Annotated in this window: 31 protein-coding genes; 27 read left to right on the top strand and 4 right to left on the bottom strand. The window is 69.0% G+C overall.

From position 1 onward, the window contains the following. Positions 1-173: 173 nt before the first annotated feature. The 16 genes from rpsH (at position 174) to truA (ending at position 10516) form a co-directional block, all read left to right on the top strand. On the top strand, positions 174-572 hold the full coding sequence (rpsH, locus tag HDA41_RS24345; protein ID WP_086601011.1) for a 30S ribosomal protein S8: 399 nt from the start codon (positions 174-176) through the stop codon (positions 570-572). A 23-nt stretch (positions 573-595) separates the two neighbouring features. Continuing rightward, on the top strand, positions 596-1135 hold the full coding sequence (rplF, locus tag HDA41_RS24350; protein WP_059424839.1) for a 50S ribosomal protein L6: 540 nt from the start codon (positions 596-598) through the stop codon (positions 1133-1135). A gap of 3 nt (positions 1136-1138) precedes the next feature. Next, positions 1139-1522 (top strand): 50S ribosomal protein L18, encoded by a 384-nt coding sequence (rplR, locus tag HDA41_RS24355; protein ID WP_184987145.1) that lies wholly within the window; start codon positions 1139-1141, stop codon positions 1520-1522. Between the two features lie 43 nt (positions 1523-1565). Next, positions 1566-2174 (top strand): 30S ribosomal protein S5, encoded by a 609-nt coding sequence (gene rpsE, locus HDA41_RS24360; RefSeq protein WP_030671799.1) that lies wholly within the window; start codon positions 1566-1568, stop codon positions 2172-2174. Next, on the top strand, positions 2174-2356 hold the full coding sequence (gene rpmD / locus HDA41_RS24365) for a 50S ribosomal protein L30 (RefSeq protein WP_005481207.1): 183 nt from the start codon (positions 2174-2176) through the stop codon (positions 2354-2356). The genes rpsE and rpmD overlap by 1 nt, the downstream gene beginning before the upstream one ends. A 2-nt stretch (positions 2357-2358) precedes the next feature. After that, positions 2359-2814, top strand: a complete 456-nt coding sequence (gene rplO, locus HDA41_RS24370; protein ID WP_184987147.1) for a 50S ribosomal protein L15 — start codon at positions 2359-2361, stop codon at positions 2812-2814. Positions 2815-3050: 236 nt separating this feature from the next. Continuing rightward, positions 3051-4364 carry a preprotein translocase subunit SecY gene (gene secY, locus HDA41_RS24375; protein WP_184987149.1) on the top strand — a complete coding sequence of 438 codons (1314 nt, stop codon included), beginning with the start codon at positions 3051-3053 and terminating at the stop codon, positions 4362-4364. After that, on the top strand, positions 4364-5026 hold the full coding sequence (locus tag HDA41_RS24380; protein ID WP_184987151.1) for an adenylate kinase: 663 nt from the start codon (positions 4364-4366) through the stop codon (positions 5024-5026). Before secY ends, HDA41_RS24380 begins: the two co-directional genes overlap by 1 nt. 133 nt (positions 5027-5159) lie before the next feature. Continuing rightward, positions 5160-5996 carry a type I methionyl aminopeptidase gene (gene map, locus HDA41_RS24385; RefSeq protein ID WP_184987153.1) on the top strand — a complete coding sequence of 279 codons (837 nt, stop codon included), beginning with the start codon at positions 5160-5162 and terminating at the stop codon, positions 5994-5996. Between the two features lie 262 nt (positions 5997-6258). Beyond that, positions 6259-6480, top strand: coding sequence for a translation initiation factor IF-1 (infA, locus tag HDA41_RS24390; RefSeq protein ID WP_003948620.1), 222 nt, complete (start codon positions 6259-6261; stop codon positions 6478-6480). Positions 6481-6536: 56 nt separating this feature from the next. Then, positions 6537-6650, top strand: coding sequence for a 50S ribosomal protein L36 (rpmJ, locus tag HDA41_RS24395; protein ID WP_003998809.1), 114 nt, complete (start codon positions 6537-6539; stop codon positions 6648-6650). Positions 6651-6833: 183 nt separating this feature from the next. After that, positions 6834-7214, top strand: a complete 381-nt coding sequence (rpsM, locus tag HDA41_RS24400) for a 30S ribosomal protein S13 (RefSeq protein ID WP_004984507.1) — start codon at positions 6834-6836, stop codon at positions 7212-7214. Positions 7215-7280: 66 nt separating this feature from the next. After that, on the top strand, positions 7281-7685 hold the full coding sequence (rpsK, locus tag HDA41_RS24405) for a 30S ribosomal protein S11 (protein ID WP_003956432.1): 405 nt from the start codon (positions 7281-7283) through the stop codon (positions 7683-7685). 151 nt (positions 7686-7836) lie between these two features. Beyond that, complete coding sequence (locus HDA41_RS24410; RefSeq protein WP_003966937.1) at positions 7837-8859, top strand: DNA-directed RNA polymerase subunit alpha; 1023 nt, start codon at positions 7837-7839, stop codon at positions 8857-8859. A gap of 176 nt (positions 8860-9035) precedes the next feature. After that, complete coding sequence (rplQ, locus tag HDA41_RS24415; RefSeq protein ID WP_184987155.1) at positions 9036-9521, top strand: 50S ribosomal protein L17; 486 nt, start codon at positions 9036-9038, stop codon at positions 9519-9521. A 140-nt stretch (positions 9522-9661) separates the two neighbouring features. Then, positions 9662-10516, top strand: coding sequence for a tRNA pseudouridine(38-40) synthase TruA (gene truA, locus HDA41_RS24420; protein ID WP_184987157.1), 855 nt, complete (start codon positions 9662-9664; stop codon positions 10514-10516). A gap of 17 nt (positions 10517-10533) precedes the next feature. Here the strand turns inward: truA and HDA41_RS24425 are convergent, their stop codons facing one another. Beyond that, the gene (locus tag HDA41_RS24425) at positions 10534-11349 is read right to left on the bottom strand and encodes a hypothetical protein (protein ID WP_184987159.1); all 816 of its coding nucleotides are present in this window, start codon (positions 11347-11349) and stop codon (positions 10534-10536) included. 224 nt (positions 11350-11573) lie between these two features. Here HDA41_RS24425 and HDA41_RS24430 point away from each other — a divergent pair, with 224 nt between their 5' ends. The 5 genes from HDA41_RS24430 to HDA41_RS24450 all read left to right on the top strand — a co-directional run bounded on the left by HDA41_RS24430 (position 11574) and on the right by HDA41_RS24450 (position 18358). Then, positions 11574-12722 carry a CapA family protein gene (locus HDA41_RS24430; RefSeq protein WP_184993693.1) on the top strand — a complete coding sequence of 383 codons (1149 nt, stop codon included), beginning with the start codon at positions 11574-11576 and terminating at the stop codon, positions 12720-12722. 204 nt (positions 12723-12926) lie between these two features. Further along, a complete protein-coding gene (locus tag HDA41_RS24435) occupies positions 12927-15173 on the top strand; it encodes a HAMP domain-containing protein (RefSeq protein WP_184993695.1) in 2247 nt (748 codons plus the stop codon). Between the two features lie 7 nt (positions 15174-15180). Beyond that, positions 15181-16677, top strand: a complete 1497-nt coding sequence (gene pgsB / locus HDA41_RS24440; RefSeq protein WP_230299419.1) for a poly-gamma-glutamate synthase PgsB — start codon at positions 15181-15183, stop codon at positions 16675-16677. Positions 16678-16749: 72 nt separating this feature from the next. Beyond that, entirely contained in the window at positions 16750-17232 is a 483-nt protein-coding gene (locus HDA41_RS24445) for a poly-gamma-glutamate biosynthesis protein PgsC/CapC (protein ID WP_184987161.1), read from the top strand. A 40-nt stretch (positions 17233-17272) separates the two neighbouring features. Next, positions 17273-18358 (top strand): NlpC/P60 family protein, encoded by a 1086-nt coding sequence (locus tag HDA41_RS24450; RefSeq protein ID WP_184987163.1) that lies wholly within the window; start codon positions 17273-17275, stop codon positions 18356-18358. A 19-nt stretch (positions 18359-18377) separates the two neighbouring features. Here HDA41_RS24450 and HDA41_RS24455 read toward each other — a convergent pair whose 3' ends face one another. After that, entirely contained in the window at positions 18378-19250 is an 873-nt protein-coding gene (locus HDA41_RS24455) for a hypothetical protein (protein WP_184987165.1), read from the bottom strand. A 74-nt stretch (positions 19251-19324) separates the two neighbouring features. On the opposite strand from HDA41_RS24455, the gene HDA41_RS24460 reads away from it, so the two are divergent. The 4 genes from HDA41_RS24460 to glmM all read left to right on the top strand — a co-directional run bounded on the left by HDA41_RS24460 (position 19325) and on the right by glmM (position 22358). After that, on the top strand, positions 19325-19633 hold the full coding sequence (locus HDA41_RS24460; RefSeq protein WP_184987166.1) for a hypothetical protein: 309 nt from the start codon (positions 19325-19327) through the stop codon (positions 19631-19633). Positions 19634-19847: 214 nt separating this feature from the next. After that, positions 19848-20291: a 50S ribosomal protein L13 gene (gene rplM, locus HDA41_RS24465; RefSeq protein ID WP_124439888.1), complete on the top strand. Its 444-nt coding sequence runs from the start codon at positions 19848-19850 to the stop codon at positions 20289-20291. A gap of 41 nt (positions 20292-20332) precedes the next feature. After that, positions 20333-20845, top strand: a complete 513-nt coding sequence (gene rpsI, locus HDA41_RS24470) for a 30S ribosomal protein S9 (RefSeq protein WP_184987168.1) — start codon at positions 20333-20335, stop codon at positions 20843-20845. 154 nt (positions 20846-20999) lie between these two features. Further along, on the top strand, positions 21000-22358 hold the full coding sequence (gene glmM / locus HDA41_RS24475) for a phosphoglucosamine mutase (RefSeq protein ID WP_184987170.1): 1359 nt from the start codon (positions 21000-21002) through the stop codon (positions 22356-22358). An 86-nt stretch (positions 22359-22444) separates the two neighbouring features. Here the strand turns inward: glmM and HDA41_RS24480 are convergent, their stop codons facing one another. Continuing rightward, complete coding sequence (locus HDA41_RS24480; protein ID WP_184987172.1) at positions 22445-23383, bottom strand: DUF389 domain-containing protein; 939 nt, start codon at positions 23381-23383, stop codon at positions 22445-22447. A gap of 32 nt (positions 23384-23415) precedes the next feature. Beyond that, positions 23416-24405, bottom strand: coding sequence for a type I pantothenate kinase (gene coaA, locus HDA41_RS24485; RefSeq protein ID WP_184987174.1), 990 nt, complete (start codon positions 24403-24405; stop codon positions 23416-23418). Positions 24406-24579: 174 nt separating this feature from the next. Here coaA and HDA41_RS24490 point away from each other — a divergent pair, with 174 nt between their 5' ends. Both HDA41_RS24490 and HDA41_RS24495 read left to right on the top strand, forming a co-directional pair. After that, the gene (locus HDA41_RS24490) at positions 24580-25587 is read left to right on the top strand and encodes an ATP-binding cassette domain-containing protein (protein ID WP_184987176.1); all 1008 of its coding nucleotides are present in this window, start codon (positions 24580-24582) and stop codon (positions 25585-25587) included. Further along, positions 25584-26393 carry an ABC transporter permease gene (locus tag HDA41_RS24495; protein WP_184987179.1) on the top strand — a complete coding sequence of 270 codons (810 nt, stop codon included), beginning with the start codon at positions 25584-25586 and terminating at the stop codon, positions 26391-26393. Before HDA41_RS24490 ends, HDA41_RS24495 begins: the two co-directional genes overlap by 4 nt. Positions 26394-26410: the final 17 nt, after the last annotated feature.

The following is a 26410-nucleotide window of genomic DNA, read 5'->3' on the forward strand; positions in this document are numbered from 1 at the left end:
TGGGGCGGCAGGACGTCCAGCTCACATGCCGTAGGCTTGTGGGGTTGGGCGTCTGCCGCCGCCCTTACGACTTACTACGCCGTAGGTCCACCGCGCCGCACCCGTCCCGTCTCGGATCGGGGAGAGGGATGGCGCACCAGGAAACCCCGGCGAGAGAGGCCGAAGGCCAATTCATGACCATGACTGATCCGATCGCAGACATGCTGACGCGTCTGCGGAACGCGAACTCGGCATACCACGACACCGTGGCGATGCCGCACTCGAAGATCAAGTCGCACATCGCGGAGATCCTCCAGCAGGAGGGCTTCATCACGGGCTGGAAGGTCGAGGACGCCGAGGTCGGCAAGAACCTCGTCCTGGAGCTGAAGTTCGGCCCCAACCGTGAGCGCTCCATCGCGGGGATCAAGCGGATCTCCAAGCCCGGTCTCCGGGTGTACGCGAAGTCCACCAACCTGCCGAAGGTGCTGGGCGGCCTGGGCGTGGCCATCATCTCCACGTCCCACGGTCTCCTGACCGACAAGCAGGCGCAGAAGAAGGGCGTGGGTGGGGAAGTCCTCGCCTACGTCTGGTAGTTCGGGAACGGAGGAGAGACAACATGTCGCGTATCGGCAAGCTCCCCATCCCGGTTCCCGCCGGCGTGGACGTCACCATCGACGGCCGTACGGTCGCGGTCAAGGGCCCCAAGGGCGAACTGACCCACACCGTCATCGCGCCGATCGACATCGCCAAGGCCGAGGACGGCACCCTTCAGGTGCTGCGGCCCAACGACGAGCGGCAGAGCAAGGCCCTGCACGGCCTGTCCCGCACGCTGGTGGCGAACATGATCACCGGTGTGACCCAGGGATACGTCAAGAAGCTCGAAATCAGCGGTGTCGGTTACCGCGTCCAGGCCAAGGGCTCCAACCTGGAGTTCTCCCTGGGCTACAGCCACCCGATCCTGGTCGAGGCCCCCGAGGGCATCACCTTCAAGGTGGAGTCCCCGACCCGTTTCTCGGTCGAGGGCATCGACAAGCAGAAGGTCGGCGAGGTTGCGGCCAACATCCGCAAGCTGCGCAGGCCCGACCCGTACAAGGCCAAGGGTGTCAAGTACGAGGGCGAAGTCATCCGCCGCAAGGTCGGAAAGGCGGGTAAGTAAGCCATGGCATACGGGCAGAAGATCCTGAAGGGCGACGCCTACAAGCGCGCCTCGATCAAGCGCCGTCACATCCGGATCCGCAAGCGGATCAACGGTACGGCGGAGCGTCCCCGTCTGGTCGTTACCCGCTCGAACCGCCACATCGTGGCGCAGGTGATCGACGACCTGAAGGGTCACACCCTGGCATCGGCGTCCACGCTGGACAGCTCGATCCGCGGTGGCGAGGGCGACAAGTCCGCGCAGGCCAAGCAGGTCGGCGCCCTGGTCGCCGAGCGTGCCAAGGCCGCCGGTGTCGAGGCCGTCGTGTTCGACCGTGGTGGTAACCAGTACGCGGGGCGCATCGCCGCCCTGGCGGACGCCGCCCGCGAGGCCGGACTCAAGTTCTGAGTCCTGGTTCCGTAGCTAGCGGAGACAGAGAGAGGTAATTCCAATGGCTGGACCCCAGCGCCGCGGTGGCGGTGCCGGTGGCGGCGAGCGGCGGGACCGGAAGGGCCGTGACGGCGGCGCAGCTGCCGCCGAGAAGACCGCGTACGTTGAGCGCGTTGTCGCGATCAACCGCGTCGCCAAGGTTGTGAAGGGTGGTCGTCGCTTCAGCTTCACCGCGCTGGTCGTGGTGGGCGACGGTGACGGCACCGTGGGTGTCGGATACGGCAAGGCCAAGGAGGTGCCGGCCGCCATCGCCAAGGGTGTTGAGGAGGCCAAGAAGCACTTCTTCAAGGTCCCCCGCATCCAGGGCACCATCCCGCACCCGATCACGGGTGAGAAGGCTGCCGGCGTCGTGCTGCTCAAGCCCGCGTCCCCGGGTACCGGCGTTATCGCCGGTGGTCCGGTGCGTGCCGTGCTCGAGTGCGCCGGTATCCACGACGTGCTGTCGAAGTCGCTCGGCTCGTCGAACGCGATCAACATCGTGCACGCGACCGTGGAGGCCCTGAAGGGCCTGCAGCGTCCCGAGGAGATCGCGGCCCGCCGCGGTCTGCCGCTCGAGGACGTCGCCCCCGCGGCTCTGCTGCGTGCGCGTGCCGGGGCTGGTGCTGCGTAATGGCTCAGCTCAAGATCACGCAGACGAAGTCGTACATCGGCAGCAAGCAGAACCACCGTGACACCCTGCGCTCCCTTGGTCTCAAGGGCATCAACACGCAGGTCGTCAAGGAGGACCGCCCCGAGTTCCGCGGCATGGTGCACACCGTCCGCCACCTCGTGACGGTCGAGGAGGTCGACTGATCATGGCGGAGAACAACCCGCTCAAGGTCCACAACCTCCGTCCCGCCCCGGGCGCCAAGACCGCCAAGACCCGTGTCGGTCGTGGTGAGGCGTCGAAGGGTAAGACGGCCGGTCGTGGTACCAAGGGCACCAAGGCCCGCTACCAGGTTCCGGAGCGCTTCGAGGGTGGGCAGATGCCCCTCCACATGCGTCTCCCGAAGCTCAAGGGCTTCAAGAACCCGTTCAAGACCGAGTACCAGGTCGTGAACCTCGACAAGCTGGCCTCTCTCTACCCCGAGGGTGGCGAGGTCACCGTCGAGTCGCTGGTGGCCAAGGGTGCCGTTCGCAAGAACAGCCTCGTCAAGGTCCTCGGCCAGGGCGAGATCTCCGTGGCGCTGCAGGTGACGGTCGACGCCGTCTCCGGCTCCGCCAAGGAGAAGATCACCGCTGCCGGCGGTTCCGTCACCGAGCTCGTCTGAACACCACAGGCGTCTCGATGACCTGAGCGATCCCGACCGGGGATACCCCAACAAATGGGGTATCCCCGGTTGGTCGTTCCTAGGGCGGCAGTCTCGCCGGTAAGGTGGCCTGCACTGCCCTCTTTTCACAGGGTGCTTCACTTCGGGCACTCTGAGCGGCAGTTGCCCGTTACTTATTCGTCGAACCTCAAGACCGTCACCCTTGACGCAGTTGCGCGGGGGTCGCAGGAGGCACCGTGCTCACCGCGTTCGCCCGGGCGTTCAAGACGCCCGACCTGCGCAAGAAGCTGCTCTTCACGCTCGGCATCATCGTGGTCTACCGGGTCGGTACGCACGTCCCGATCCCGGGTGTCGACTACCGGAACGTTCAGACCTGTATCGACAATGCCCAGGCCAACCAGGGCCTCTTCGGTCTGGTCAACATGTTCAGCGGCGGCGCGCTGCTCCAGATCACGATCTTCGCGCTGGGCATCATGCCGTACATCACGGCGAGCATCATCCTGCAGCTGCTGACCGTGGTGATCCCGCGCCTGGAAGCCCTGAAGAAGGAGGGCCAGGCCGGTACGGCGAAGATCACGCAGTACACCCGTTACCTGACGATCGCCCTCGCCATCCTCCAGGGCACCGGCCTCGTCGCCACCGCCCGCAGCGGCGCTCTGTTCCAGGGCTGCCCGGTGGCCAGCCAGATCGTCCCCGACCAGTCGATCTTCGTCACCATCACCATGGTCATCACCATGACCGCCGGTACGGCGGCCGTGATGTGGCTCGGCGAGCTCATCACCGACCGCGGCATCGGCAACGGCATGTCGATCCTGATGTTCATCTCGATCGCCGCCACCTTCCCGTCCGCCCTGTGGGCCATCAAGGAGCAGGGCTCCCTGGCCGGCGGCTGGATCGAGTTCGGCACCGTCATCGCGGTCGGCCTCGTCATGGTCGGCCTGGTGGTCTTCGTCGAGCAGGCCCAGCGCCGCATCCCGGTGCAGTACGCCAAGCGCATGATCGGCCGCCGTTCCTACGGCGGCACGTCCACCTACATCCCCCTCAAGGTGAACCAGGCGGGTGTGATCCCTGTCATCTTCGCCTCGTCGCTGCTCTACATCCCGGCGCTGATCGCCCAGTTCGCCGGAGGCACCTCGGGCTGGAAGACCTGGATCGAGCAACACTTCGTCAAGGGCGACCACCCGTATTACATCGCCACGTACTTCCTGCTGATCGTTTTCTTCGCATTCTTCTACGTCGCGATCTCCTTCAACCCCGAGGAAGTCGCCGACAACATGAAGAAGTATGGTGGCTTCATCCCGGGCATCCGGGCTGGCCGACCGACCGCTGAGTACCTGAGCTACGTACTCAACCGGATCACCTGGCCGGGTTCGCTGTACCTGGGTCTGATCGCTCTCGTACCGACGATGGCGTTGGTTGGTTTCGGGGCAAACCAGAACTTCCCGTTCGGCGGTACCAGCATCCTGATCATCGTGGGTGTCGGTCTCGAGACGGTGAAGCAGATCGAGAGCCAGCTCCAGCAGCGCAATTACGAAGGGTTCCTCCGCTGATGCGTATCGTCCTCGTCGGGCCGCCGGGTGCCGGTAAGGGAACGCAGGCCGCGTTCCTGGCCCAGAACCTGTCGATCCCGCACATCTCCACGGGCGACCTGTTCCGGGCCAACATCAGCCGGCAGACGGAACTCGGCAAACTGGCGAAGTCCTACATCGACGCGGGCAATCTCGTGCCCGACGAGGTCACCATCGCGATGGCGAAGGACCGGATGGAGCAGCCGGACGCCGAGAACGGCTTCCTGCTGGACGGCTTCCCGCGCAACGTCTCGCAGGCCGAGGCGCTCGACGAGCTGCTCGAGACCGAGAGCATGCAGCTCGACGCGGTGCTGGACCTGGAGGTCCCCGAGGACGAGGTGGTCAAGCGGATCGCCGGCCGTCGCGTCTGCCGCAACGAGTCGGCGCACGTCTTCCACGTGACGTACAAGCCGCCGGCCAAGGAGGGCGTCTGCGACGTCTGCGGCGGCGAGCTCTACCAGCGGGGCGACGACTCCGAGGAGACCGTCCGCAAGCGGCTGGAGGTCTACCACACGCAGACCGAGCCGATCATCGACTACTACAAGGCGCAGGGCCTGGTGGTCACGATCTCGGCGCTCGGCAAGGTGGAGGACGTCACGACGCGCGCCATGGAGGCGCTCAAGCGTGGCGAGGGCGACAAGTAGTCGTTCGTGCACAGCCGGCCAGCCGCGGTTCCCCCTGGGGGAGCCGCGGCTGCTGTGTGGGCGGGGCCGTCGCGCGGCCCCGTATCGTTGAAGGCGTTCATGTCTCCGAAGGTCCAGAAAGGCCGTAGCCCTCATGGTGCAGATCAAGACCCCTGAGCAGATCGCCAAGATGCGTGAGGCGGGGCTGGTCGTCGCAGCCATCCACGCGGCGACCCGCGAGGCCGCCGTGCCGGGAGCCACGACGAAGGATCTGGACCAGGTCGCCCGCAAGGTGCTCGCCGAGCACAACGCCAAGCCGAACTTCCTCGGCTACGGCGGCTTCCCGGCGACGATCTGCACGTCCGTGAACGAGGTGGTCGTGCACGGCATCCCCTCCGACGACGTCGTCCTCAAGGACGGGGACGTGATCTCCATCGACTGCGGCGCGATCATCGACGGCTGGCACGGTGACGCCGCGTACACGGCCTTCGTGGGCTCCGGCCACGCTCCGGAGCTGGTCGAGCTCTCCCGGGTGACCGAGGAGTCGATGTGGGCCGGCATCGCGGCCATGAAGCAGGGCAACCGGCTGGTCGACGTCTCCCGGGCGATCGAGACGTACATCCGCCGCCAGCCCAAGCCCGGCGGCGGCCGCTACGGGATCATCGAGGACTACGGCGGCCACGGCATCGGCACCGAGATGCACATGGACCCGCACCTGCTGAACTACGTCGACCGCCGGCGCGGCAAGGGCCCGAAGCTGGTGCCGGGCTTCTGCCTCGCGATCGAGCCCATGGTGTCCCTCGGCACTCCGAAGACCGAGGTTCTCCAGGACGACTGGACGGTCGTCACCACGGACGGTACGTGGTCGTCGCACTGGGAGCACTCCGTCGCGCTGACGGAGGAGGGGCCGCTGGTGCTGACGTCTCCCGACGGGGGTAAGGCGAAGCTGGCGGAGCTCGGGATCGTCGCCGCGCCGGATCCGCTGGGCTGAGCGCCTTCCGGGGTGGGCGGTTACTGCTGATCGGCGGCTGCGGGTTAGTTGTGGCTTGTCGCGCCCACGCGGCGGAGCCGCATATCGACACAGCCAGCGCGCCCCTGTGGGGCGCGCTTAAAGATCTGTCCGCTGGGGCAGGCTCTCTCGATTCGTGTTTCCGAGGGCCCTGACGTAGACTGACTCGTCGGCTCTTGTGCATCCGCATGTCTGCATGCGCTCGCACTGAGTCGATCAAGGTAGTCGATTCGAAGGGCGAAGCGTGGCCAAGAAGCAAGGTGCCATCGAGATCGAGGGCACTGTCGTCGAGTCTCTTCCGAACGCCATGTTCAAGGTCGAGCTCCAGAACGGCCACCAGGTCCTGGCACACATCAGCGGCAAGATGCGTATGCACTACATCCGCATCCTCCCTGACGACCGGGTCGTGGTGGAGCTGTCTCCGTACGACCTGACGCGTGGCCGGATCGTCTACCGCTACAAGTAGATCTTGCCCGCGCCCCGGCTTCCGGGGTGGTGGCACTGACCCGGAGAACCTCACCCATGAAGGTCAAGCCGAGCGTCAAGAAGATCTGCGACAAGTGCAGGGTGATCCGCCGTCACGGCCGGGTCATGGTCATCTGCGAGAACCCGCGCCACAAGCAGCGCCAGGGCTGACGCACGACCGCACCTCTGCATCCGCAGAATTTCGCGCGACGCAAGCTGAATATGTTCATACGCAGGACCCAGACCTCCGGGTCTGACACCCCCGGTCGGAGGCCGGGGACCCAGTCCGTACCTCATACGGCGGCTGGGAGCCGGTTCTGTGGAAGACCTCCGTCAAGTAACTGGAGCCATTGAATGGCACGCGTTTCCGGTGTTGACATCCCGCGCGAAAAGCGCGTGGAGATCGCCCTCACCTATGTGTTCGGCATCGGCCGGACCCTCTCGCAGCAGACGCTGGCCGCCACCGGCGTCGACCCGAACACCCGCGTTCGCGACCTCTCCGAGGAGCAGCTCGTCGCGATCCGCGAGTACGTCGACAACAACATCAAGACCGAGGGTGACCTCCGTCGCGAGATCCAGGCCGACATCCGCCGCAAGGTCGAGATCGGTACCTACCAGGGTCTGCGTCACCGCCGCGGTCTGCCCGTCCGCGGCCAGCGCACCAGCACGAACGCTCGTACCCGCAAGGGCCCGCGTCGCGCCATCGCCGGCAAGAAGAAGCCGGGCAAGAAGTAGTCCGCAGCGGACTCGCCGTCCAGCGGTCTTCGCTGTAGGACCGACCACCTCCCGTAGGAGTTATAGATGCCCCCCAAGGGTCGTCAGGGCGCTGCCAAGAAGGTACGCCGCAAGGAAAAGAAGAACGTCGCTCACGGCCACGCGCACATCAAGAGCACGTTCAACAACACGATCGTCTCGATCACGGACCCGTCCGGCAACGTGATCTCCTGGGCCTCCGCCGGCCACGTCGGCTTCAAGGGCTCCCGGAAGTCCACGCCGTTCGCCGCGCAGATGGCCGCCGAGTCGGCTGCCCGCCGCGCCCAGGAGCACGGCATGCGCAAGGTCGACGTGTTCGTGAAGGGCCCGGGTTCCGGTCGTGAGACCGCGATCCGCTCCCTGCAGGCCACGGGCCTCGAGGTCGGCTCCATCCAGGACGTCACCCCGACCCCGCACAACGGCTGCCGTCCGCCGAAGCGCCGCCGCGTCTGACGCGACGCCTTCGGGTTCTCGGTTTTCGGGCGGTACGGCTCTTTCGGGCCGTATCGCCCGTACCCTTGCAGTACCCGTCCCTTTTCGTCGGGGACGGTTCAAGTCGGGCGTCATATAGCGGGCGCCCCCGACTGAAGGATCTGATCCACACATGCTGATCGCTCAGCGTCCCTCGTTGACCGAAGAGGTCGTCGACGAGTTCCGCTCCCGGTTCGTGATCGAGCCGCTGGAGCCGGGCTTCGGTTACACCCTCGGCAACTCCCTGCGCCGGACCCTCCTCTCCTCGATCCCGGGTGCGGCGGTCACGTCCATCCGCATCGACGGTGTCCTGCACGAGTTCACCACCGTGCCGGGCGTCAAGGAGGACGTCACCGACCTGATCCTCAACATCAAGCAGCTGGTCGTCTCCTCGGAGCACGACGAGCCGGTCGTGATGTACCTGCGCAAGCAGGGTCCGGGTCTGGTCACCGCCGCCGACATCGCGCCGCCGGCCGGTGTCGAGGTGCACAACCCCGACCTCGTCCTCGCCACGCTCAACGGCAAGGGCAAGCTGGAGATGGAGCTGACGGTCGAGCGTGGCCGCGGTTACGTCTCCGCCGTGCAGAACAAGCAGGTCGGCCAGGAGATCGGCCGGATCCCGGTCGACTCGATCTACTCGCCGGTGCTCAAGGTCACGTACAAGGTCGAGGCCACGCGTGTCGAGCAGCGGACCGACTTCGACAAGCTGATCGTCGACGTCGAGACCAAGCAGGCCATGCGTCCGCGTGACGCCATGGCGTCGGCCGGTAAGACCCTGGTCGAGCTGTTCGGTCTGGCCCGTGAGCTCAACATCGACGCCGAGGGCATCGACATGGGTCCGTCCCCGACGGACGCCGCGCTCGCCGCCGATCTGGCGCTGCCGATCGAGGAGCTGGAGCTCACCGTTCGGTCGTACAACTGCCTCAAGCGCGAGGGCATCCACAGCGTGGGTGAGCTCGTGGCTCGTTCCGAGGCCGACCTGCTCGACATTCGTAACTTCGGTGCGAAGTCGATCGACGAGGTCAAGGCGAAGCTGGCCGGGATGGGTCTCGCGCTCAAGGACAGCCCGCCCGGATTCGACCCGACCGCTGCGGCCGACGCCTTCGGTGCCGACGACGACGCGGACGCCGGGTTCGTCGAGACCGAGCAGTACTGAGCGCTCCGCGGGGAGGCCGTACTGCGTCTGCGGGCCGGTTGTGGCTGGTCGCGCAGTTCCCCGCGCCCCCTCCCGCTGCCCCTTCGGGGGCAGCGGGATCTCCGACGGGCAACCGCTCGCTCGGATACTGACCCCGGTACCTGATACGGCCGGGGCAGACACCTAGGAGAAACACCATGCCGAAGCCCACCAAGGGTGCCCGTATGGGCGGCAGCGCCGCGCACGAGAAGCTGATGCTCGCGAACCTCGCGAAGTCGCTGTTCGAGCACGGTCGTATCACCACCACCGAGGCGAAGGCGCGCAAGCTGCGTCCGTACGCCGAGCGTCTGGTCACCAAGGCGAAGAAGGGCGACCTTCACAACCGCCGTCAGGTGCTCCAGGTCATCACGGACAAGGGCATCGTGCACACGCTCTTCACCGAGATCGGCCCGCGCTACGAGAACCGTCCGGGTGGCTACACGCGTATCACCAAGATCGGTAACCGCCGTGGCGACAACGCGCCCATGGCTGTCATCGAGCTGGTCGAGGGTCTGACGGTGGCGCAGGAGGCGACCGGCGAGGCCGAGGCCGCGACGAAGCGTGCCGCCAAGGACGCCGAGACCGCCGAGGCTCAGGTCGACACGACCAAGGCTGAGGACGCCGAGGAGTCCAAGGACGCCTAAGCGTCTGCCGGGGACTGTTCGTTGGCGGCTGCGGATTCGTTGTGGCTTGTCGCGCAGTTCCCCGCGCCCCTTTGAGGGCGTTGGCGGGTCCGTTCCTTTTTGGGAACGGGCCCGCTTTTTGTTGCTGAGAGGATCTGTACGTGAGTGATGAAGCAGCAGCCGGTTACGTTCGTGTGCGTCTCGACCTGTCGTACGACGGGAGCGAGTTCTCCGGGTGGGCCAAGCAGGCCGGGGGGCGGCGGACCGTGCAGGGGGAGATCGAGGACGCTCTGCGGACCGTGACGCGGTCGGGTCAGACGTACGAGCTGACGGTGGCGGGGCGAACCGATGCCGGGGTGCATGCCCGGGGGCAGGTGGCGCATGTCGATCTGCCGCGTGAGGTCTGGGCCGAGCACCACCAGAAGCTGCTGAAGCGGCTCGCCGGGCGGCTGCCCAGGGACGTCCGGGTCTGGGCCCTCAGGGAGGCGCCCAGCGGCTTCAACGCGCGGTTCTCGGCGATCTGGCGGCGGTACGCGTACCGGGTCACCGACAATCCCGGGGGCGTCGATCCGCTGCTGCGCAACCACGTGCTGTGGCACGACTGGCCCCTGGACGTCGATGCCATGAACGAGGCCGCGCGGCGGCTGCTCGGAGAGCACGACTTCGCCGCCTACTGCAAGAAGCGGGAGGGCGCGACGACGATCCGTACGCTCCAGGAGCTCAGTCTCGCCAAGGGCGACGACGGGATCATCACCGCGACCGTGCGGGCCGACGCCTTCTGCCACAACATGGTGCGTTCGCTGATCGGGGCGCTGCTGTTCGTGGGCGACGGGCACCGGCCGCCGGACTGGCCCGCGAAGGTGCTGGCGGCCGGCGTACGGGACTCGGCCGTGCACGTCGTACGGCCGCACGGGCTGACGCTGGAGGAGGTCGGCTACCCGGCCGACGAACTGCTCGCCGCGCGCAGCAAGGAGGCGCGGAACAAGCGGTCGTTGCCGTCGGCGGGGTGCTGCTGACCGGGTTTCGCCGTTCCTCACCGGCGGGCTGAGTTCCAGGTGGTGACCAGGCCCGAGAGGGCCGTGGCGGCGGCGTCGGCGTCGCTGCCGTCGCCACGCGCCCTGGGGGAGAGCTCCACGTGGAGGAACTTGGCGTGGCGGCGCTCCGCGGCCCTGCCCTGGACGTTCGTGGTGCCCTCCAAGGGGCAGCGGGCCGACCAGCTCCGACAGACCCGCAACCCGTCGGCCTGCATGGCGTCGGCCAGGGCGGCGGCTTCGGTGAGAGTGCTCCGCGCTGCTCCGGTGGAGAGGACGGCCTCGTAGGGGCGGTGGGAGTCCTTGGCGAAGCCGTGCAGTTGCACGCCCGGGACGTCGCGTTTCTGGAGCTCCACGACGATGGCGTGGAAGACGCTGTCCTCCCGGTGGGCGACATCGGCGGCGTCGCCCCGGCCCGCGTCGCGGTGCGCGCCGGCCAGGACCAGCGAGCCGCCGGGGTTCTGCTCCAGGAGCCGCACGCCGAGGCGTTCGGTGTCCCGGTCGGAGACCGGGTGCGGTACCTGGGCGTTCCAGCGGACGTCGGAGTCGGCGGTCAGGTAGAGGCGCCCCCAGCGTTCGGCCCGGCCGGGGTGGGCGGCGGCGATCTCGTCGTACCTGCGGCCGGAGTCGGTGTCGGTGAGGCGGGTGAGCTTGAGGCCGAGGGGGGCGAGCAGTCGTCCGGCCTTCGTGGCGTCGCCGTCCAGGAGGTGGCCGACGCTCTCGGCGACGCGCTCGCGCTGGGTGTCGTCCGGTGGGGAGTAGCCGGCGTCGGGATCCAGGTCCGCCGTGTACGTGAGGATCCTGCTGCGGAGGTCCACGAGCTCCCGGGCGCCTGGAGTTGAGTCGTCCGTTGACCGGTCTGGTGCCGATTGGCAGCCGAACAAGGCCAGGACGAGTCCGATTTGGACCATAATGCGAGTCAAATGTGACTGTCTTGTGACGGTAACGTCTGTGGTGCTTGTGTGCTTCATGTGAATATGATGCGGTGACACTTCGTAATCCTCTCCGGATCGTTCGGGCGGCAACCGCTTTCGCGGCCACCATCGCCGTGACGACCGCGTGCACCTCCGCGGCCTCCGCACCGCAGGTGAAGCCGGGCGGGCGCTCGTTCACCGTCGCCGCCGCCGGTGACGTGCTGATCCATCCCGAGCTGGTCGATCAGGCCGCCAAGGATGCCAAGAAGACCGGCGAGGGAGAGGCCGGGCTGGACTTCGGACCGCTGCTCGCCGGGATCAAGCCGGTCATCAGCAAGGCCGATCTGGCCATCTGTCACATGGAGACGCCCGTCGGAAAGCCGCGGGGGCCCTTCGAGGGGTATCCGGAGTTCCTCGTGCCGCCGCAGATCCTGACGACGCTCAAGGACGTGGGCTACGACACCTGCTCGACGGCCTCCAATCACACCTACGACCACGGCCTGGGGGCTGTGCGGCGCACCTTGAACGCCATGGACAAGGCCGGCCTCGGGCACACCGGCTCCGCTCGCACGCCCGAGGAGGCGGAGCGGATCAGCATCCGTGACGTCAACGGCGTCAAGGTCGCCCACCTCTCGTTCTCCTGGATGTCGTTCCGCCACCCGACGCCGGAGAAGGAGAAGTGGGCGTTCAACCAGCTCGACGCGGACGCGATCAAGGACGCCGAGGCCCGGGCCCGCGAGAAGGGCGCCGAGGTGGTCATCCTCTCGGTCCACTGGGGGGCCGAGCACTACAACGAACCGAGCCTTCCCCAGCTGCGATTGGCGGAGCGGCTCACCGAGGAGACCGGGATCGACCTGGTGATCGGGCACCACTCCCACGCGGTGCAGCCGATCCAGAAGGTGAACGGCACCTGGGTCGCCTACAGCCTGGGCAACCAGGTCGCCCGTCACTCCTCACCCACCGGGGTCACCGAGGAGGGCGCGATCGGTTGGTTCGAGTTCCGCGAGACGACCGACGGCTGGGACGTCTCGGCCCGCTACGCCACGACGCTCGTGGACATCCCGCCCGAGGTGGAGGCCGGTGAGAAGCCGCCCGCCGACGCGGTCGAGGACCACCGGGTGGTGGACGTGCGGCGGAGGCTCGACGCGCCGGGCGACCTCTCCGAGGAGCGGCTCGCCCGCTACCGGCTGGCGGCCGACCGTACGCGTGGCTTCCTGTACAACCGCGGGGCACCGGGCGGCGACGGCCTGAAGGAGCTCACGCTGGAGCGTGACTAGCGCCACAGCGCATACGGGGCGACCGGCACAACTTCGGCGCTCCTCAACAGTCTTGTAAACGGTGGTTCGCCACGCCTGCCGCGGGAGCGGCGCTCCGTGCGGCCGCCTTGCATCCAGAGAGGCCGGAGGAGACCACCGGTGACACCCACCCGCGCCGTGCGCCCCGTGAAGGGAGGACGGCGGCGCAGCCGGAGACGCGCGGACATGCCGCTGCTGGGCGGCGTCCGTCCCCCGATCGCGCTGCTGTGCGTGCTGGTGCTCGCCCTCGCCGGCCTCACCGCCCAGGTGCTCGGGCCCGCCGGTGAGCAGCCCGTACCGCAGGCGGTGCTCTCCTCGCAGCAGCACTTCGCGGAGGACGGCGCCATCGCCCTGCGCGCCTCGATCGACGAGCGGGTCACCGACCTGAACCGCACGGCTGCCGCGCTGAACGCCGGGCCGCCCGTGAAGCCCGAGCGCGTCCTGTCCGACCTGGGGAAGACGTACCAGAAGTGGACGGGCACCACGGTCCTGGACCTGGAGAGCGGCAAGGTGCTGGCCGCCAGGGGTGAAACGATTCCCCTCGCCTGGCTGGACAAGGACGTCCTCACCGGCGACAAGGCCCTCAAACCTCGCATGGTGCGGCTGGAGACCGGTGACGTCCGCCTGATGACCATGGCGGTCCTGGGCGGCGAGGACCGGCCGCAGCAGCTGCTGATCGCCTCCAACAGCCTGTCCGTGCCCGCCATCAACCTGGGCCAGTTCCGCTCCATGGCGGTCGTCGCCACCGGCGGGGAGATCCTCGCCACGGCGGGCTTCGAACAGTCCGAGGCGCTCAACACCGATCAGGAGCGCAAGGAGCTGGCCTTCCTCCAGAAGCAGATGAGCGGGCTGTCCGCCCAGGCGGCACGGGAGACCGAGCAGGACCCGGTCAGCGCCAGGGAGCCGGGCTCCCGCGGCTACCCCGGTGTCAGCGGGACCCTGGTCGGCGGAAGCTACAACGGCCGTGTCGCCACGGCCGGTTACGCCTCCCTCTCCTCCGCCGATCCGGAGGAGAAGCAAAGCGTCGGCGCGGGCCTCGGACTCACCGTCGTCGCCCTGCTGCCCGTGGTCGAGCAGCAGGCCGCCGCTGCCGACCGGGAGCTGTACGGGCTGCTGGCGGCCGGAGCTCTGGTCGTGCTCGGACTGCTCGCCGCGGCCGTGCTGTGGGCGACCGTGCAGCGGCCGTTGCTGCGGCTGTTCCTGGAGTCCCGCCGACTGGCCCGGGGCGACCTGACCCGCCCGGTGGACGTGCCCCGCTGGGGTGAGGCCGCGCGCATCGGCTCCGCCCTGGAGAGGCTGCGCGCACAGCTGGGCGGCCCGACCGGTGATCCCGGCGGGCGCCAGCGCGTCAAGGGGCGGTTCGGGGTGCGCGGGCCGCTCGCGCTGACCGCCGTCCTGCTGTTGCTGTGGTGCGTGCCCGTCGGCCTCCTGCTGAACCGCACCGACGACTCCGTCAGCATCCCGGCCAGCATGGTCGCGGACCAGCGTGACCGGACCGACCTGGTCGCCGACCGGGTACGCCGGGCGCTCAACGAGGCGCAGGCGGACCTGGTCTCCACGTCCCGGCTGATCGACCCGGACGATGCCGGCGCCGGCGGCGCCCTGCTGGAGGAGACCCTGCGCGAGCACACCCGCTACCAGGCGCTGTACGTCCTCGACGAGGACGGCGAGGTCGTCGCCCGCGCCGGCAAGGAGCCGCGCGCCGGATTCGCCGACGCGGACGAGCAGCCGCTGGTCCGGGTGTCCGGCAAGGGCGACAAGAAGCCGGTCGTCCAGGCCGGGGCGCCCCTGCCGGGCCGCAAGGGCATGACCCTGGTCGGCGAGGTCCGGGTCGAGTTCCTCAACTCGCTGCTGAAGCGGCCCGGGCTCGGCGAGGTCCGCGTGGTGGACTCCAGGGCGGAGACCATCGCCGCCAGCGACGGCTTCCTGGCCTTCGAGGAACTGCCGCGCGACGCGCTCGCCGACCTCGTCCGGGCCGGCAGCGTCCACGTCGGTGCCGGTCCCGTCGAGAACGGCCTGCTGATCCGTGAGGGACGCGGGACCACGGTCGCCGCGGCCGCCCCGTTCTCCGGCGGCGGCGTGGCGGCCGACATCGGCTGGACCGTGGTCAGCTGGCAGAACGCCAAGGACTTCCAGATCACCCCGTACCAGCGCGAGGACCGCAGCGTCCTGGCCGGGCTGCTCGGCCTGGCCCTGATCGTCGTCTGCCTCGGCTGGGTCCACCTGGTCGTGGCCCGGCCGATGCGGGCGCTTGCGGCGGGTGCGGAGAAGCTGGCCGACGGCGACCTCAAGTCCGTGCTGTACCCCCGCTACCAGGACGAGGTCGGCGCCGTCGTACGCAGCCTCGAACTGCTCCGTCAGCAGCTCCAGGCCCAGAAGCAGACCCAGGCGCGCCGGCTCGCGGAGCCGGAGCCCGGCGTTCGGGGAAGGTGACCCAGCCGTGCTCTATCTGTACTTCGTCCTGCTCACCGGCAGCGTGCTGCTGCTGGTGGCGGGCATCGTGGAACAGCGCCGGCACTATGCCGGCCTGCACAGCATCCCGTCGCGGGTGCTCGTGAACGGCATCCGCGGCAAGTCCTCCATCACCCGGCTGTGCGCCGGGGCCCTGCGCGGCGGCGGGCTGGTGACCGTGGCCAAGACCACGGGCACGGCGGCCCGGTTCATCCACCCCGACGCCACCGAGGAGCCGGTCTACCGCAAGTTCGGCATCGCCAACGTGGTGGAGCAGATCGGCATCGTGCGGCGGGCCGCCACCTACCGGCCCGACGCCCTCGTCATCGAGTGCATGGCCGTCATGCCGGCCTTGCAGGAGGTGAACCAGAGCAAGCTGATCCGCTCCACGATCGGCGTGCTGTGCAACGTCCGCGAGGACCACCTCGCCGAGATGGGGCCCACCCTCGACGACGTGGCGCGGTCACTGTGCCGGTCCATGCCGGAGGGCGGCATCTGCGTCACCGCGGAGAAGGACCGCTTCCACATCCTCCAGGAGGAGGCCGACGCCCGTGACTGCCAGTTGGTCTACGCCGACCCGGAGACCGTCACGGACGAGGAGCTGCGCGGCTTCAGCTGGTTCACCTTCAAGGAGAACGTGGCGATCGCCCTCGTCGTGGCCGAACTGCTCGGCGTGGAGCGGAGCGTCGCCCTGCAGGGCATGTACGACGCCCCGCCGGACCCGGGCGTGCTGTCCGTCGAGCGCTATGTGGCACCCGAGGGCAAGCGGCTCGCCTTCGCCAACGTCTTCGCGGCCAACGACCCCGAGTCGACGCTGATGAACATCAACCAGCTCCTCGACCTCGGAGCCATCCACCGGCCGCTGAACGTCGTGATCAACTGCCGGCCCGACCGCGTGGAGCGCAACGGCCAGATGGGCGAGATCATCCCCGACCTCCAGCCGGACCACGTCTTCGTCATCGGGCACCCCGCCAAGAGCGCGATCGACGCCATCCCCGCCGAGTGGCGCGACCGCGCGATCGACCTCGGGGGCGAACGGCGGTCGGCCGAGGAGTTCATGCCTCTCCTCATCGAGCGCCTGTCCGCCGACTCCTCCCTGGTCGCCATCGGCAACATCCACGGCCAGGGCGAGGAACTGCTGGAGTACCTGGCCGAACTCCCGGCGGACGAGTCCGCCACCGCCGACGCCGCGCGGCCCTCGGCCACGCCCACACCGGCCCAGCCGGCGCGCCTGGACCCCTACGCCTCGTACCCCATGGCCTACGAGGAGCGCTACCAGGCCTCCCGCACCCAGGAGATCCCGGTGGTCCACATCCCGGCCCAGCCGTCGGGGCCCTACGCCGACGCCGGGTACGCCGCCCCGGACCCGTACCAGCAGGTGCCGTACGCCGACCCGGCCGAGCAGGCATGGCAGTACGCCGACGACCCCTACGGGCACTCCCCGTACCCGAGGGCCGACGGCAGGGGGCAGCCGCCCCGTTCCTGACGTCCACGGGCGGGACCCACGACCCACGCCCGCCGCTCGCCGCTCGCCCCGCACCCGTGCCCGGAGACCCCGTTGACCACCGCCGCCCTGACCCCCGAGATGGCCGCCCTCGGCATCGCCATCGGCCTGTTCTTCTCGTTGCTGTGCTACCTGACCACCAACCTGTCGCCCGGCGGCATGATCACGCCGGGCTGGCTCGCGCTGACCCTCATCGAGGACCTCCAGCGAGCCGCCATGGTGGTCGGCGTCACCGCCCTCACCTACGCGGGCACCAAGGTCATGCAGCGGCTGGTGATCCTCTACGGCAAGCGGCTGTTCGCCGCCGTGGTCCTGCTGGGCGTGCTGCTCCAGGCCACCGTGATGATCGTGCTCTCGATCGAGTTCCCGCTGCTGTACGGCAACCAGACCCTCGGCTTCATCGTGCCCGGCCTGATCGCGTACCAGATGGTCCGCCAGCCCAAGGGGCCGACGCTGCTGGCGACCGGCACCGTCTCGCTCATGGCCTACATCGTCGTCGCCGCCGGACTGCTGCTCGGCGTCATGCCCACCGTCTGAGAACCGGCGTCCCCAGCGGCTGAGAACCAGGAGACAACACATGGCAGGAAAGAAGAAATCACGGCCGGTCCTCTCCGGCCTCGTGGTGCTGGCGCTCGTCGCGACCTCCGGCTACCTCACCGTGGAGCTGCGCAAACAGGAGGACAAGGGCGTCCCGGAGATCACGAACGTCGGCGTGCTGGACGGCTCGGACCGGGCCGACGGCGCGACGAAGACCCGGGACAAGGGCGGGGAGAGCTGGTCCCGGCTGGAGAACCCCGCCCGCTCCGTGCTGCGCGGATCCGACGGCCAGGTCAAGGCCGTGTTCACCGACGGGGCGCGCACCGCGACCCTGACCGGACCGGCCCGCACCTTCGCCGAGCCCTCGTCGACGAGCTCCAAGGTCTCCACGACGGACTGGGTCCGCCTCATGCCCGAGTCCTGGAAGAAGGGCGCGGAGAAGGAGAAGTGGTTCAAGGACTGGTACGCCGAACTCGCGGGCAGCAAGGAGGACGACCTGATCGCCGTCGCCTTCCAGTACGTCGCGGGCGCCAAGGAGAAGAAGGACGCGCAGGGCATCGCCTACGCCGGTGACGCCAACTTCGGTCCCCTCAACACGGCCGGAGCCGAGGGCGGCGACCTGCGCCTTGAGCAGTCCGACTTCTACGACTACCTGGGCGTCCAGTACCCCTTCCGGGACGGCGTGACCGGGCAGCCGGAGACCGCGCGCGCCAAGTCGATCGACTGCTCGGGATACATGCGGATGGTGTTCGGCTACCGCGCCCGCTACCCGCTGATGTCCTCGGACGGGTCGGGCGACGGCCTGCCGCGCACCGCCAACGGCATGGCCCGCTCGGACCAGGGTGCCGACGTCCTGCCGCTGACCGGTGTGTCGCCCAAGAGCCGGCCCACCGGCATCGACCAGCTCCAGCCCGGGGACCTCGTCTTCTTCAAGCTCGACGCCCGGACCGGGCAGCGCCTGGACCACGTCGGCATGGTGCTCGGCTACGACACCGAGGGCCACCTGCTCTTCATCTCCAGCCGCGAGGAGGTCAACGGCCCGACCATCGGCGACGTCGGCGGGGTGTCCCGGCTGGACGGCAACGGCTACTACGCCAAGACGCTGCGCAGCGCGAAGCGGCTCTGACCGGGCGGGCGGCGGCCGGTCACTCGTTGGCCGCTGCCGACGCCTGTGCCTGGCCGCGGCGGTGGATCTGACGGAACGTGAACAGCTGGAGGTTGTCGCCCGTGGCGAACACCTCGGTGTCCTTCGTCGTCACGTCCTTGCCGCTGGTGAAGCCGGCGTTGGTGAAGTAGGCGTAACGGCCGTAGGAGTTGCTGGTCGTGCGGCAGAACCCGGATTCGCAGAAGGCCTTCACGCCGCCGCCGGAGAGCGACTTGACGAAGCTCTTCTTGTTGGTCTGGCTCTTGGCCTTGGCGGCCTGTGCCTCGGTGTCGAAGACCGCCACGCCGACCGTCACGGCGATGCCGTCCCTGGAGTAGGTGACGCGTATCAGGCGCGTGCAGTCGTTCGCGGTGAGGATCTTCGGGAGCGTGCCGCCCGACGCCGAGGCGCAGTTCTTGGTGTCGGCCGTGGGGCCCTTCTTGTACGTCGTCTCGCCCATGGTCAGCTGGGTGCCGGGGAAGAGGGTGTCCGGGCCGAGCGGAGCCGTGTCCTTCTTCGCGCTGGCGATGAAGTCCTTCGGGTCCAGTGGCGGCGGGGCGCTGGTCGGGGCGAACGACGGGGCCGAGGCGGACTCGCTCGGGATGTCGGCCGAGGGCACCTGGGAAGTCGGGCTGTTCGCCTGGTTGTCGCCGCCCGCCGAGACCACGGCCACGGCGACGGCAGCGCCGATCGCGACGGTGGCGAGCGCGCCGCCGCCGACCAGGAGCAGCCGGCGGCGTTTGTTACGGGCCTCGGACGCCTCGGCGAGCGCGGCCCAGTCCGGAGACTGGCCGCCCCCGCTGTTCCAGGGCTGCTGCGACTGCGGTTTCCATGGATCCCACTGGGACTGGGGTCCCCCCTGCCCAAAGCTCATGGGGCGCATCTTAGACGGGACCTGGGGCGTGCTGGTCCGCCCGGATGGGCCCTGGAACCCCTAGCGTTCCTCCCATGCGGACGGGCAAAGGCGACATCTGCGGGTGGTTGGGGCGAGCGCTGCCGGCCGTGGTGCTGCTGGGGTGCCTGTGGTCCTGGCCGGCGGCGGTCGGGGTCTGGCCGACGGCCGCGGCCGTGGTGCTGGGGGCGCTTCGCCGTCCGCGCGGTGGCGGCTCCCTGTCGCGGTGGTGCGTCGCCGTGGCCGTCGACGTGCTGCTGTCGCCGGTGTTCCCGTGCGTGCGGCCGGTGCGGCGCCGTACGCTGAGGAGGGCCGTGACTCTCTGCGCCGGCCTGTGCGTCTCGGTGACCGGGCGCCGTCGTTGATCCCGCGTTTTGACCCCTGTGGTGAGCCCCGGTATCCTGCTCTTTCGTTGTGTATTGGCTTGCTCATTCTCACGGGACGGGCCCTTACACCGGTCCACCGGGCCGATGACCAGCGACCAGCACGCGGTTTGCGTCACCGCTGTGCGGTCAAGGCTGTCGTGATCGTTTCGGTGACCTGTTCAGGACCATTCACTCGAAGCGAAGGCTACGAACCGTGCGTACGTACAGCCCCAAGCCCGGCGATGTGACGCGCCAGTGGCACGTCATCGACGCTCAGGACGTTGTCCTGGGTCGTCTCGCCACCACCGCCGCGTCCCTTCTGCGGGGCAAGCACAAGCCGATCTACGCGCCCCACGTCGACACCGGTGACTTCGTCATCATCATCAACGCCGACAAGGTGCACCTCTCCGGCAACAAGCGGACCCAGAAGATGGCGTACCGTCACTCCGGCTACCCGGGTGGTCTGCGCTCCGTCCGTTACGACGAGCTCCTCGACAAGAACCCCGAGAAGGCCATCGAGAAGGCCGTCAAGGGCATGCTCCCCAAGAACACTCTGGGCCGTCAGATGCTCTCGAAGCTGAAGGTCTACAAGGGTGACCAGCACCCGCACGCCGCCCAGCAGCCGGTGCCGTTCGAGATCACCCAGGTCGCGCAGTAAGTCCGGCCACCCCTAAAGCTGAACAGAATCTGAGGAGAATCGTGGCCGAGACCACTGCCGAGCAGCCGCTCGAAGAGCTTGACATCGACAGCTACACCACCGAGTCCGAGGTCCCCGTCGAGGGTGAGTACACCTCGGAGTCCATGGCCTCCCGCTTCGGCGAGCCCCAGCCGGCCGCCGGTCTGGGCCGTCGCAAGAACGCCATCGCCCGCGTCCGGATCGTTCCGGGCACCGGCAAGTGGAAGATCAACGGGCGCACCCTCGAGGACTACTTCCCGAACAAGGTGCACCAGCAGGAAGTCAACGAGCCCTTCAAGGTGCTCGAGCTCGAGGGCCGCTACGACGTCATCGCCCGCATCTCCGGTGGCGGTGTCTCCGGTCAGGCCGGTGCGCTCCGTCTCGGTGTCGCCCGCGCGCTGAACGAGGCCGACGTCGACAACAACCGCGGCGCCCTCAAGAAGGCCGGATTCCTCCGCCGCGACGACCGTGCGGTCGAGCGCAAGAAGGCCGGTCTGAAGAAGGCCCGTAAGGCCCCGCAGTACAGCAAGCGCTAATCGCGTAGCTGTCCTTGCGACTGTCTTCGCAACGATCGCCCCGGCGGCACGTCACGTGCCGCCGGGGCGTTCACGTACACAACCCCTATGGCTGTGGGACAGTCCCGGGGGATGTACTGGAGCCGCACTCTCTCGCAATTCGGAGGACACCACAGTGGGACGACTCTTCGGCACGGACGGCGTGCGCGGTGTCGCCAACGCGGACCTGACGGCGGAGATGGCCCTCGGCCTCTCCGTAGCCGCGGCGCACGTACTGGCCGAGGCGGGTACGTTCGCGGGACACCGGCCGACCGCGGTGGTCGGGCGTGACCCGCGCGCGTCCGGGGAGTTCCTGGAGGCCGCCGTGGTCGCGGGCCTCGCCAGCGCCGGTGTGGACGTCCTGCGGGTCGGCGTGCTGCCGACGCCCGCGGTGGCGTACCTCACCGGAGAGCTCGGTGCCGACCTCGGTGTGATGCTCTCCGCGAGCCACAACGCCATGCCCGACAACGGCATCAAGTTCTTCGCCCGCGGCGGGCACAAGCTCGCCGACGAGCTGGAGGACCGGATCGAGTCCCTCTACGAGGAGCACCGCACCGGCGCCCCGTGGGACCGGCCGACCGGGGCCGGGGTGGGCCGCGTACGCGAGTACGAGGAGGGCTTCGACCGGTACGTCGCGCATCTGCTGCGCGTCCTGCCGAACCGGCTCGACGGGCTGAAGGTCGTCCTCGACGAGGCGCACGGCGCCGCCTCCCGCGTCTCGCCCGAGGCGTTCCAGCGGGCCGGTGCCGAGGTCGTCACGATCGGGGCCGAGCCGGACGGGCTCAACATCAACGACGGGTGCGGCTCCACGCACCTGGACAAGATCAAGGCCGCCGTCGTCGAGCACGGGGCCGACCTGGGCATCGCGCACGACGGGGACGCCGACCGGTGCCTCGCCGTGGACCACTCCGGCGAGGCGGTGGACGGCGACCAGATCCTGGCCGTCCTCGCCCTGGCCATGCGGGAGGCCGCCACGCTGCGGGCCGACACGGTCGTGGCGACGGTGATGTCCAACCTCGGCTTCAAGCTCGCCATGGAGCGCGAGGGCATCCGGCTCGTGCAGACCGGCGTGGGTGACCGGTACGTTCTGGAGGAGATGAAGGCGCACGGGTTCGCCCTCGGGGGCGAGCAGTCCGGGCACGTGATCGTTCTCGACCATGCGACGACCGGCGACGGCACGCTGACCGGGCTGCTGCTCGCGGCGCGGGTCGCGCAGAGCGGGCGTCCGTTGCGGGATCTGGCGTCGGTGATGGAGCGGCTGCCGCAGGTGCTGATCAATGTGCCGGATGTCGACAAGTCCCGGGTGACGACGTCGGCCGAGCTGTCCGCGGCGGTCGCCGATGCGGAGCGGGAGCTGGGGGCCACGGGGCGAGTGCTGCTGCGGTCCTCGGGGACCGAGCCGTTGGTGCGGGTGATGGTGGAGGCCGCGGATATCGAGCAGGCTCGGTCTGTCGCCGGGCGGCTCGCCGATGCGGTGAAGTCCGCGTTGGGGTAGTCGGCCTTTGCGGGTCGGGGGTGGGGGCTGCGGTAGTTCGCGGGCCGACCGTTCGTTGTGGCTTGTCGCGCGGTTCCCCGCGCCCCTCAAGGCCTGTTCATCCGCCGGCGTTGTGTGGACCAGAGCCCTTTCTGTGCCAGCAGGGTCAGCGTGCCGGCGACGATGATGCCCAGCAGGTTCAGCAGGAGTTGTTCCGTGGAGCCCTGGGTCTGGGGCATGTCGCCGTAGCTCAAAGCCACTGCCGCGTTCGCGGCGGCCGGGACCGTGGTGACCGAGATGGCCACGCCCACCAGGGCGCCCGACTTGGCGGAGGTCAGGGAGAGCGTGCCGGCGATGCCGGCCAGGACCGCCACGACGAAGGAGAACCAGTCGGGGGCGTAGATGAAGCCCGTGTTGGGGCGGTCCGCCATGAGTTGCCGCTCGCTGAACAGGTCGACCGCGTCCATGAAGAGGCTGAAGCCGACCGTCACCGCCATCGCCACCGCGAAGCCCACCAGGAGGGCGATCAGCGAGCGCAGGGCCAGGCGGGCCTTGCGGCGGACGATCGCGGTGCAGATGCCGGCGAGGGGGCCGAACTCCGGGCCCACCGCCATGGCGCCCACGATCAGGATCGCGTTGTCCAGGACGACACCGCAGGCCGCGATCATCGTGGCCAGGGTGATGAACGCGAGGTACGTGGCGGAGAGGGTCGACTCCTCGTGCGTCGCTTCGGTCAGCTGCTCCCACAGGACCGCGTCCGCGCCCTCGCCGGGTGCGTCGGCTTCGGCCTGGTCGGCCCGCTCGGACAGCGACAGGTCGATGGCCTCGACGGCGATGGAGCCGCCGGTGTCGATGCCCAGCTCCCGCAGGCCGGTGAGCAGTTCGTCGCCCGCCTCGCGCGCCACGTCGCACATCACGACGTCCCCGGCGGGGTTGCGGGCGGTGTCCGGCAGCACGACGAGGTGGGTGGTGCCGACCGTCTTGTCGATCAGTCGCACCACGTCGTCGGTCTTCCCGGACGGCGTGATCAGGCGCAAGTGCAGCATGACGGCCATCTAACCGGTCTCTCCCCGGGGCGTCACAGCTTGCGCAGGCTGAGGCGCTGCACCTTGTGGTCCGGGCCCTTGCGCACGACGAGGGTGGCGCGGCCGCGGGTGGGGGCGATGTTCTCGACCAGGTTCGGCTGGTTGATCGTGCGCCACATCGTCCGGGCGTAGTCGAGGGCCTCCTCCTCCGAGACCTGGGTGTACTTGCGGAAGTACGAGGACGGGTCCTGGAAGGCGGTCGCGCGCAGCTTGCGGAAGCGGTTGAGGTACCAGCGCTCGATGTCCTCGATACGGGCGTCGACGTAGACGCTGAAGTCGAAGTAGTCGGCGAGACCGACGCGGGTGCGGCCGTCCTTGCCGGGGAGGGCGGGCTGGAGGACGTTCAGCCCCTCGACGATCAGGATGTCGGGGCGGCGGACCGTGAGCTTTTCGTCGGGGACGATGTCGTAGATCAGGTGGGAGTAGACGGGGGCCGTGACCTCGTCCTTGCCGGCCTTGATGTCGGCGACGAAGCGGGTCAGCGCGCGGCGGTCGTAGGACTCGGGGAATCCTTTCCGCGACATCAGGCCGCGGGTCTGGAGCTCCTGGGTGGGCAGCAGGAAGCCGTCGGTGGTGACCAGCTCGACGCGCGGGTGCTCCGGCCAGCGCGAGAGCAGGGCCTGCAGGAGCCGGGCGACCGTCGACTTGCCCACGGCGACCGAACCGGCGACCCCTATGACGAACGGGGTGCCGGACTGGGAGCCCTGCTCGCCCAGGAAGGTGTTGAGCGCGCCTCTGAGGCCGTCGGTGGCACCGACGTAGAGGTTGAGGAGTCTGGACAGCGGGAGGTAGATGTCCCGCACCTCGTCGAGGTCGATGACGTCACCGAGACCGCGCAGCTTCTCGACCTCCTCGGCCGTCAGCGGCAGCGGCGTCTTGTCGCGCAACGCGCTCCACTCGGCTCGGGTGAGGTCGAGGTAGGGAGTCGCCTCCGGCCGCTGCCGGTGGGCGCTCCGGGAGATCGAGGAGACCGGAGAGATCACAGTCCATTGTTACGGGCGTACGAACGGACGGTGAGGTGGGATCCGTCACGCAGGGTCCTTGAGTCCTCCCCTTTGTGAGAAAAACCGACTAACGGGAGGAATGTCAGTGGTGTGCGTCACAGTTGTGGGAGAAATGGGCCCAGCCCGGGGTCCAGGAACGCCGAGGGGTGACCCATGACGTATGCGATAGAGGCGGAAGGTCTGGTCAAACGGTTCAAGGAGACCGAGGCGCTGGCCGGTGTCGATCTGGCGGCCCGCAAGGGCACGGTGCTCGGGCTGCTGGGCCCCAACGGTGCCGGGAAGACGACCGCGGTGCGGATCTTCGCGACGCTGCTGCGCCCGGACGGGGGCACGGCCCGGGTGGCCGGCCACGACGTGGTCCGGGAGGCCGGGGTCGTGCGGGCCATGGTGGGGCTGACCGGGCAGTACGCGGCGGTCGACGAGAACCTGACCGGCACGGAGAATCTGCTGCTCATCGGCCGGCTGCTCGGTCTGCCGAGGCGGGAGGCGAAGGCGCGGGCGGGGGAACTGCTGGAGCGTTTCCAGCTGACGGACGCGGCCGGCCGGGCCGCGAAGACCTTCTCGGGAGGCATGCGCCGGCGCCTGGACCTCGCGGCCAGCCTGGTGGGGCGGCCCCGCATCCTCTTCCTCGACGAGCCCACCACGGGCCTCGACCCCCACAGCCGCGGTGAGCTGTGGGACATGCTGCGCGGCCTGGTCGCGGACGGTGCGACCGCCCTGCTGACCACGCAGTATCTGAACGAGGCCGATGTGCTCGCCGACGAGATCGTGGTGATCGACAAGGGCCGGGTGATCGCTGAGGGCACGCCGGACCGGCTGAAGGCCCAGGTCGGCGGCCAGGTGCTGGAGCTCCGGCCGATCCTCGGGCGGGACCTCCCGCGGGCGCACGCGCTGGTGGCCGGGGCCGCCGGTCCGGAGGCCCGGATCGAGGGCGAGATGGTCACCGCGCCGGTGAAGGACCCCGAGCTGATGCCGGCCGTCGTGCGCGCCCTGGACCGCGAGGGGATCGCGGTGGGCGAGCTGGCCCTGCGCCGCTCCTCGCTCGACGAGGTCTTCCTCGCCCTGACCGGCCACCGGGCCGAACCGGGCGAGCCCGAGCAGAACGGCGGCGCGGCCGTCCGGGACGAGGACGAGCTGGAGAAGGCGGTGAGCCGGTCATGACCGCCACCACCATCACCGCGCCGGTCACCGCCTCGGGCCGCGTGCCGCCCCTCGCCGGCGTGCGGCAGACCTTCACGATGGCCTGGCGGAGCCTGGTCGCCGTCAAGCACAACCCGCTCGAACTGGTCGACTACAGCATCACGCCGATCATGTTCGTGTTCCTGTTCACCTACGTGCTGGGTGGGCAGATGGCGGGATCGCCCGACGCGTACCTGAACTACGCGCTGCCCGGGATCATCGTGCAGAACACCCTGTTCATGACGATGTACACGGCGATGGCGCTCAACACCGACCTCACCAAAGGCGTCTTCGACCGGCTGCGCAGCCTGCCCATCGCGCGCTCCGCCCCGCTGATCGGCCGGATCACCGCCGACCTCGCGAAGCATGTCTGGGCGATGCTGCTGATGATCGGCCTCGGACTGGCCCTCGGCTTCCGCATCACCGGCGGGTTCGGCGGGTTCCTGCTCGGCGCGCTGCTGCTGGTGGTGTTCGCCGCGGCCGTGTCGTGGAGCGCGGTGCTGATCGGGATGCTGGCCGGTGACGCGGAGAAGGTGCAGGCGTTCGCCTTCACCCTCATCTTCCCGATCACCTTCACCAGCAGCGCCTTCGTCGTCGTCGACACCATGCCGGGCTGGCTCCAGGCGTGGAGCGACGTCAACCCGGTCACGCATCTGTCCGACGCCTTCCGCGGGCTGCTGCTCGGCGGGGCGGTGGCGGAGCCGGTGCTGTGGTCGCTGGTGTGGGCGGCGGGGATCGCGCTCGTGTTCTATCCGCTGGCCATGAGGGCGTATCGCGCGAAGGTCTGAGAGCCGAGAGGCTTCGC

Origin of the sequence: Streptomyces caelestis (assembly GCF_014205255.1) — a bacterium.
In the GTDB taxonomy this organism is placed as follows: Bacteria; Actinomycetota; Actinomycetes; order Streptomycetales; family Streptomycetaceae; genus Streptomyces; species Streptomyces caelestis.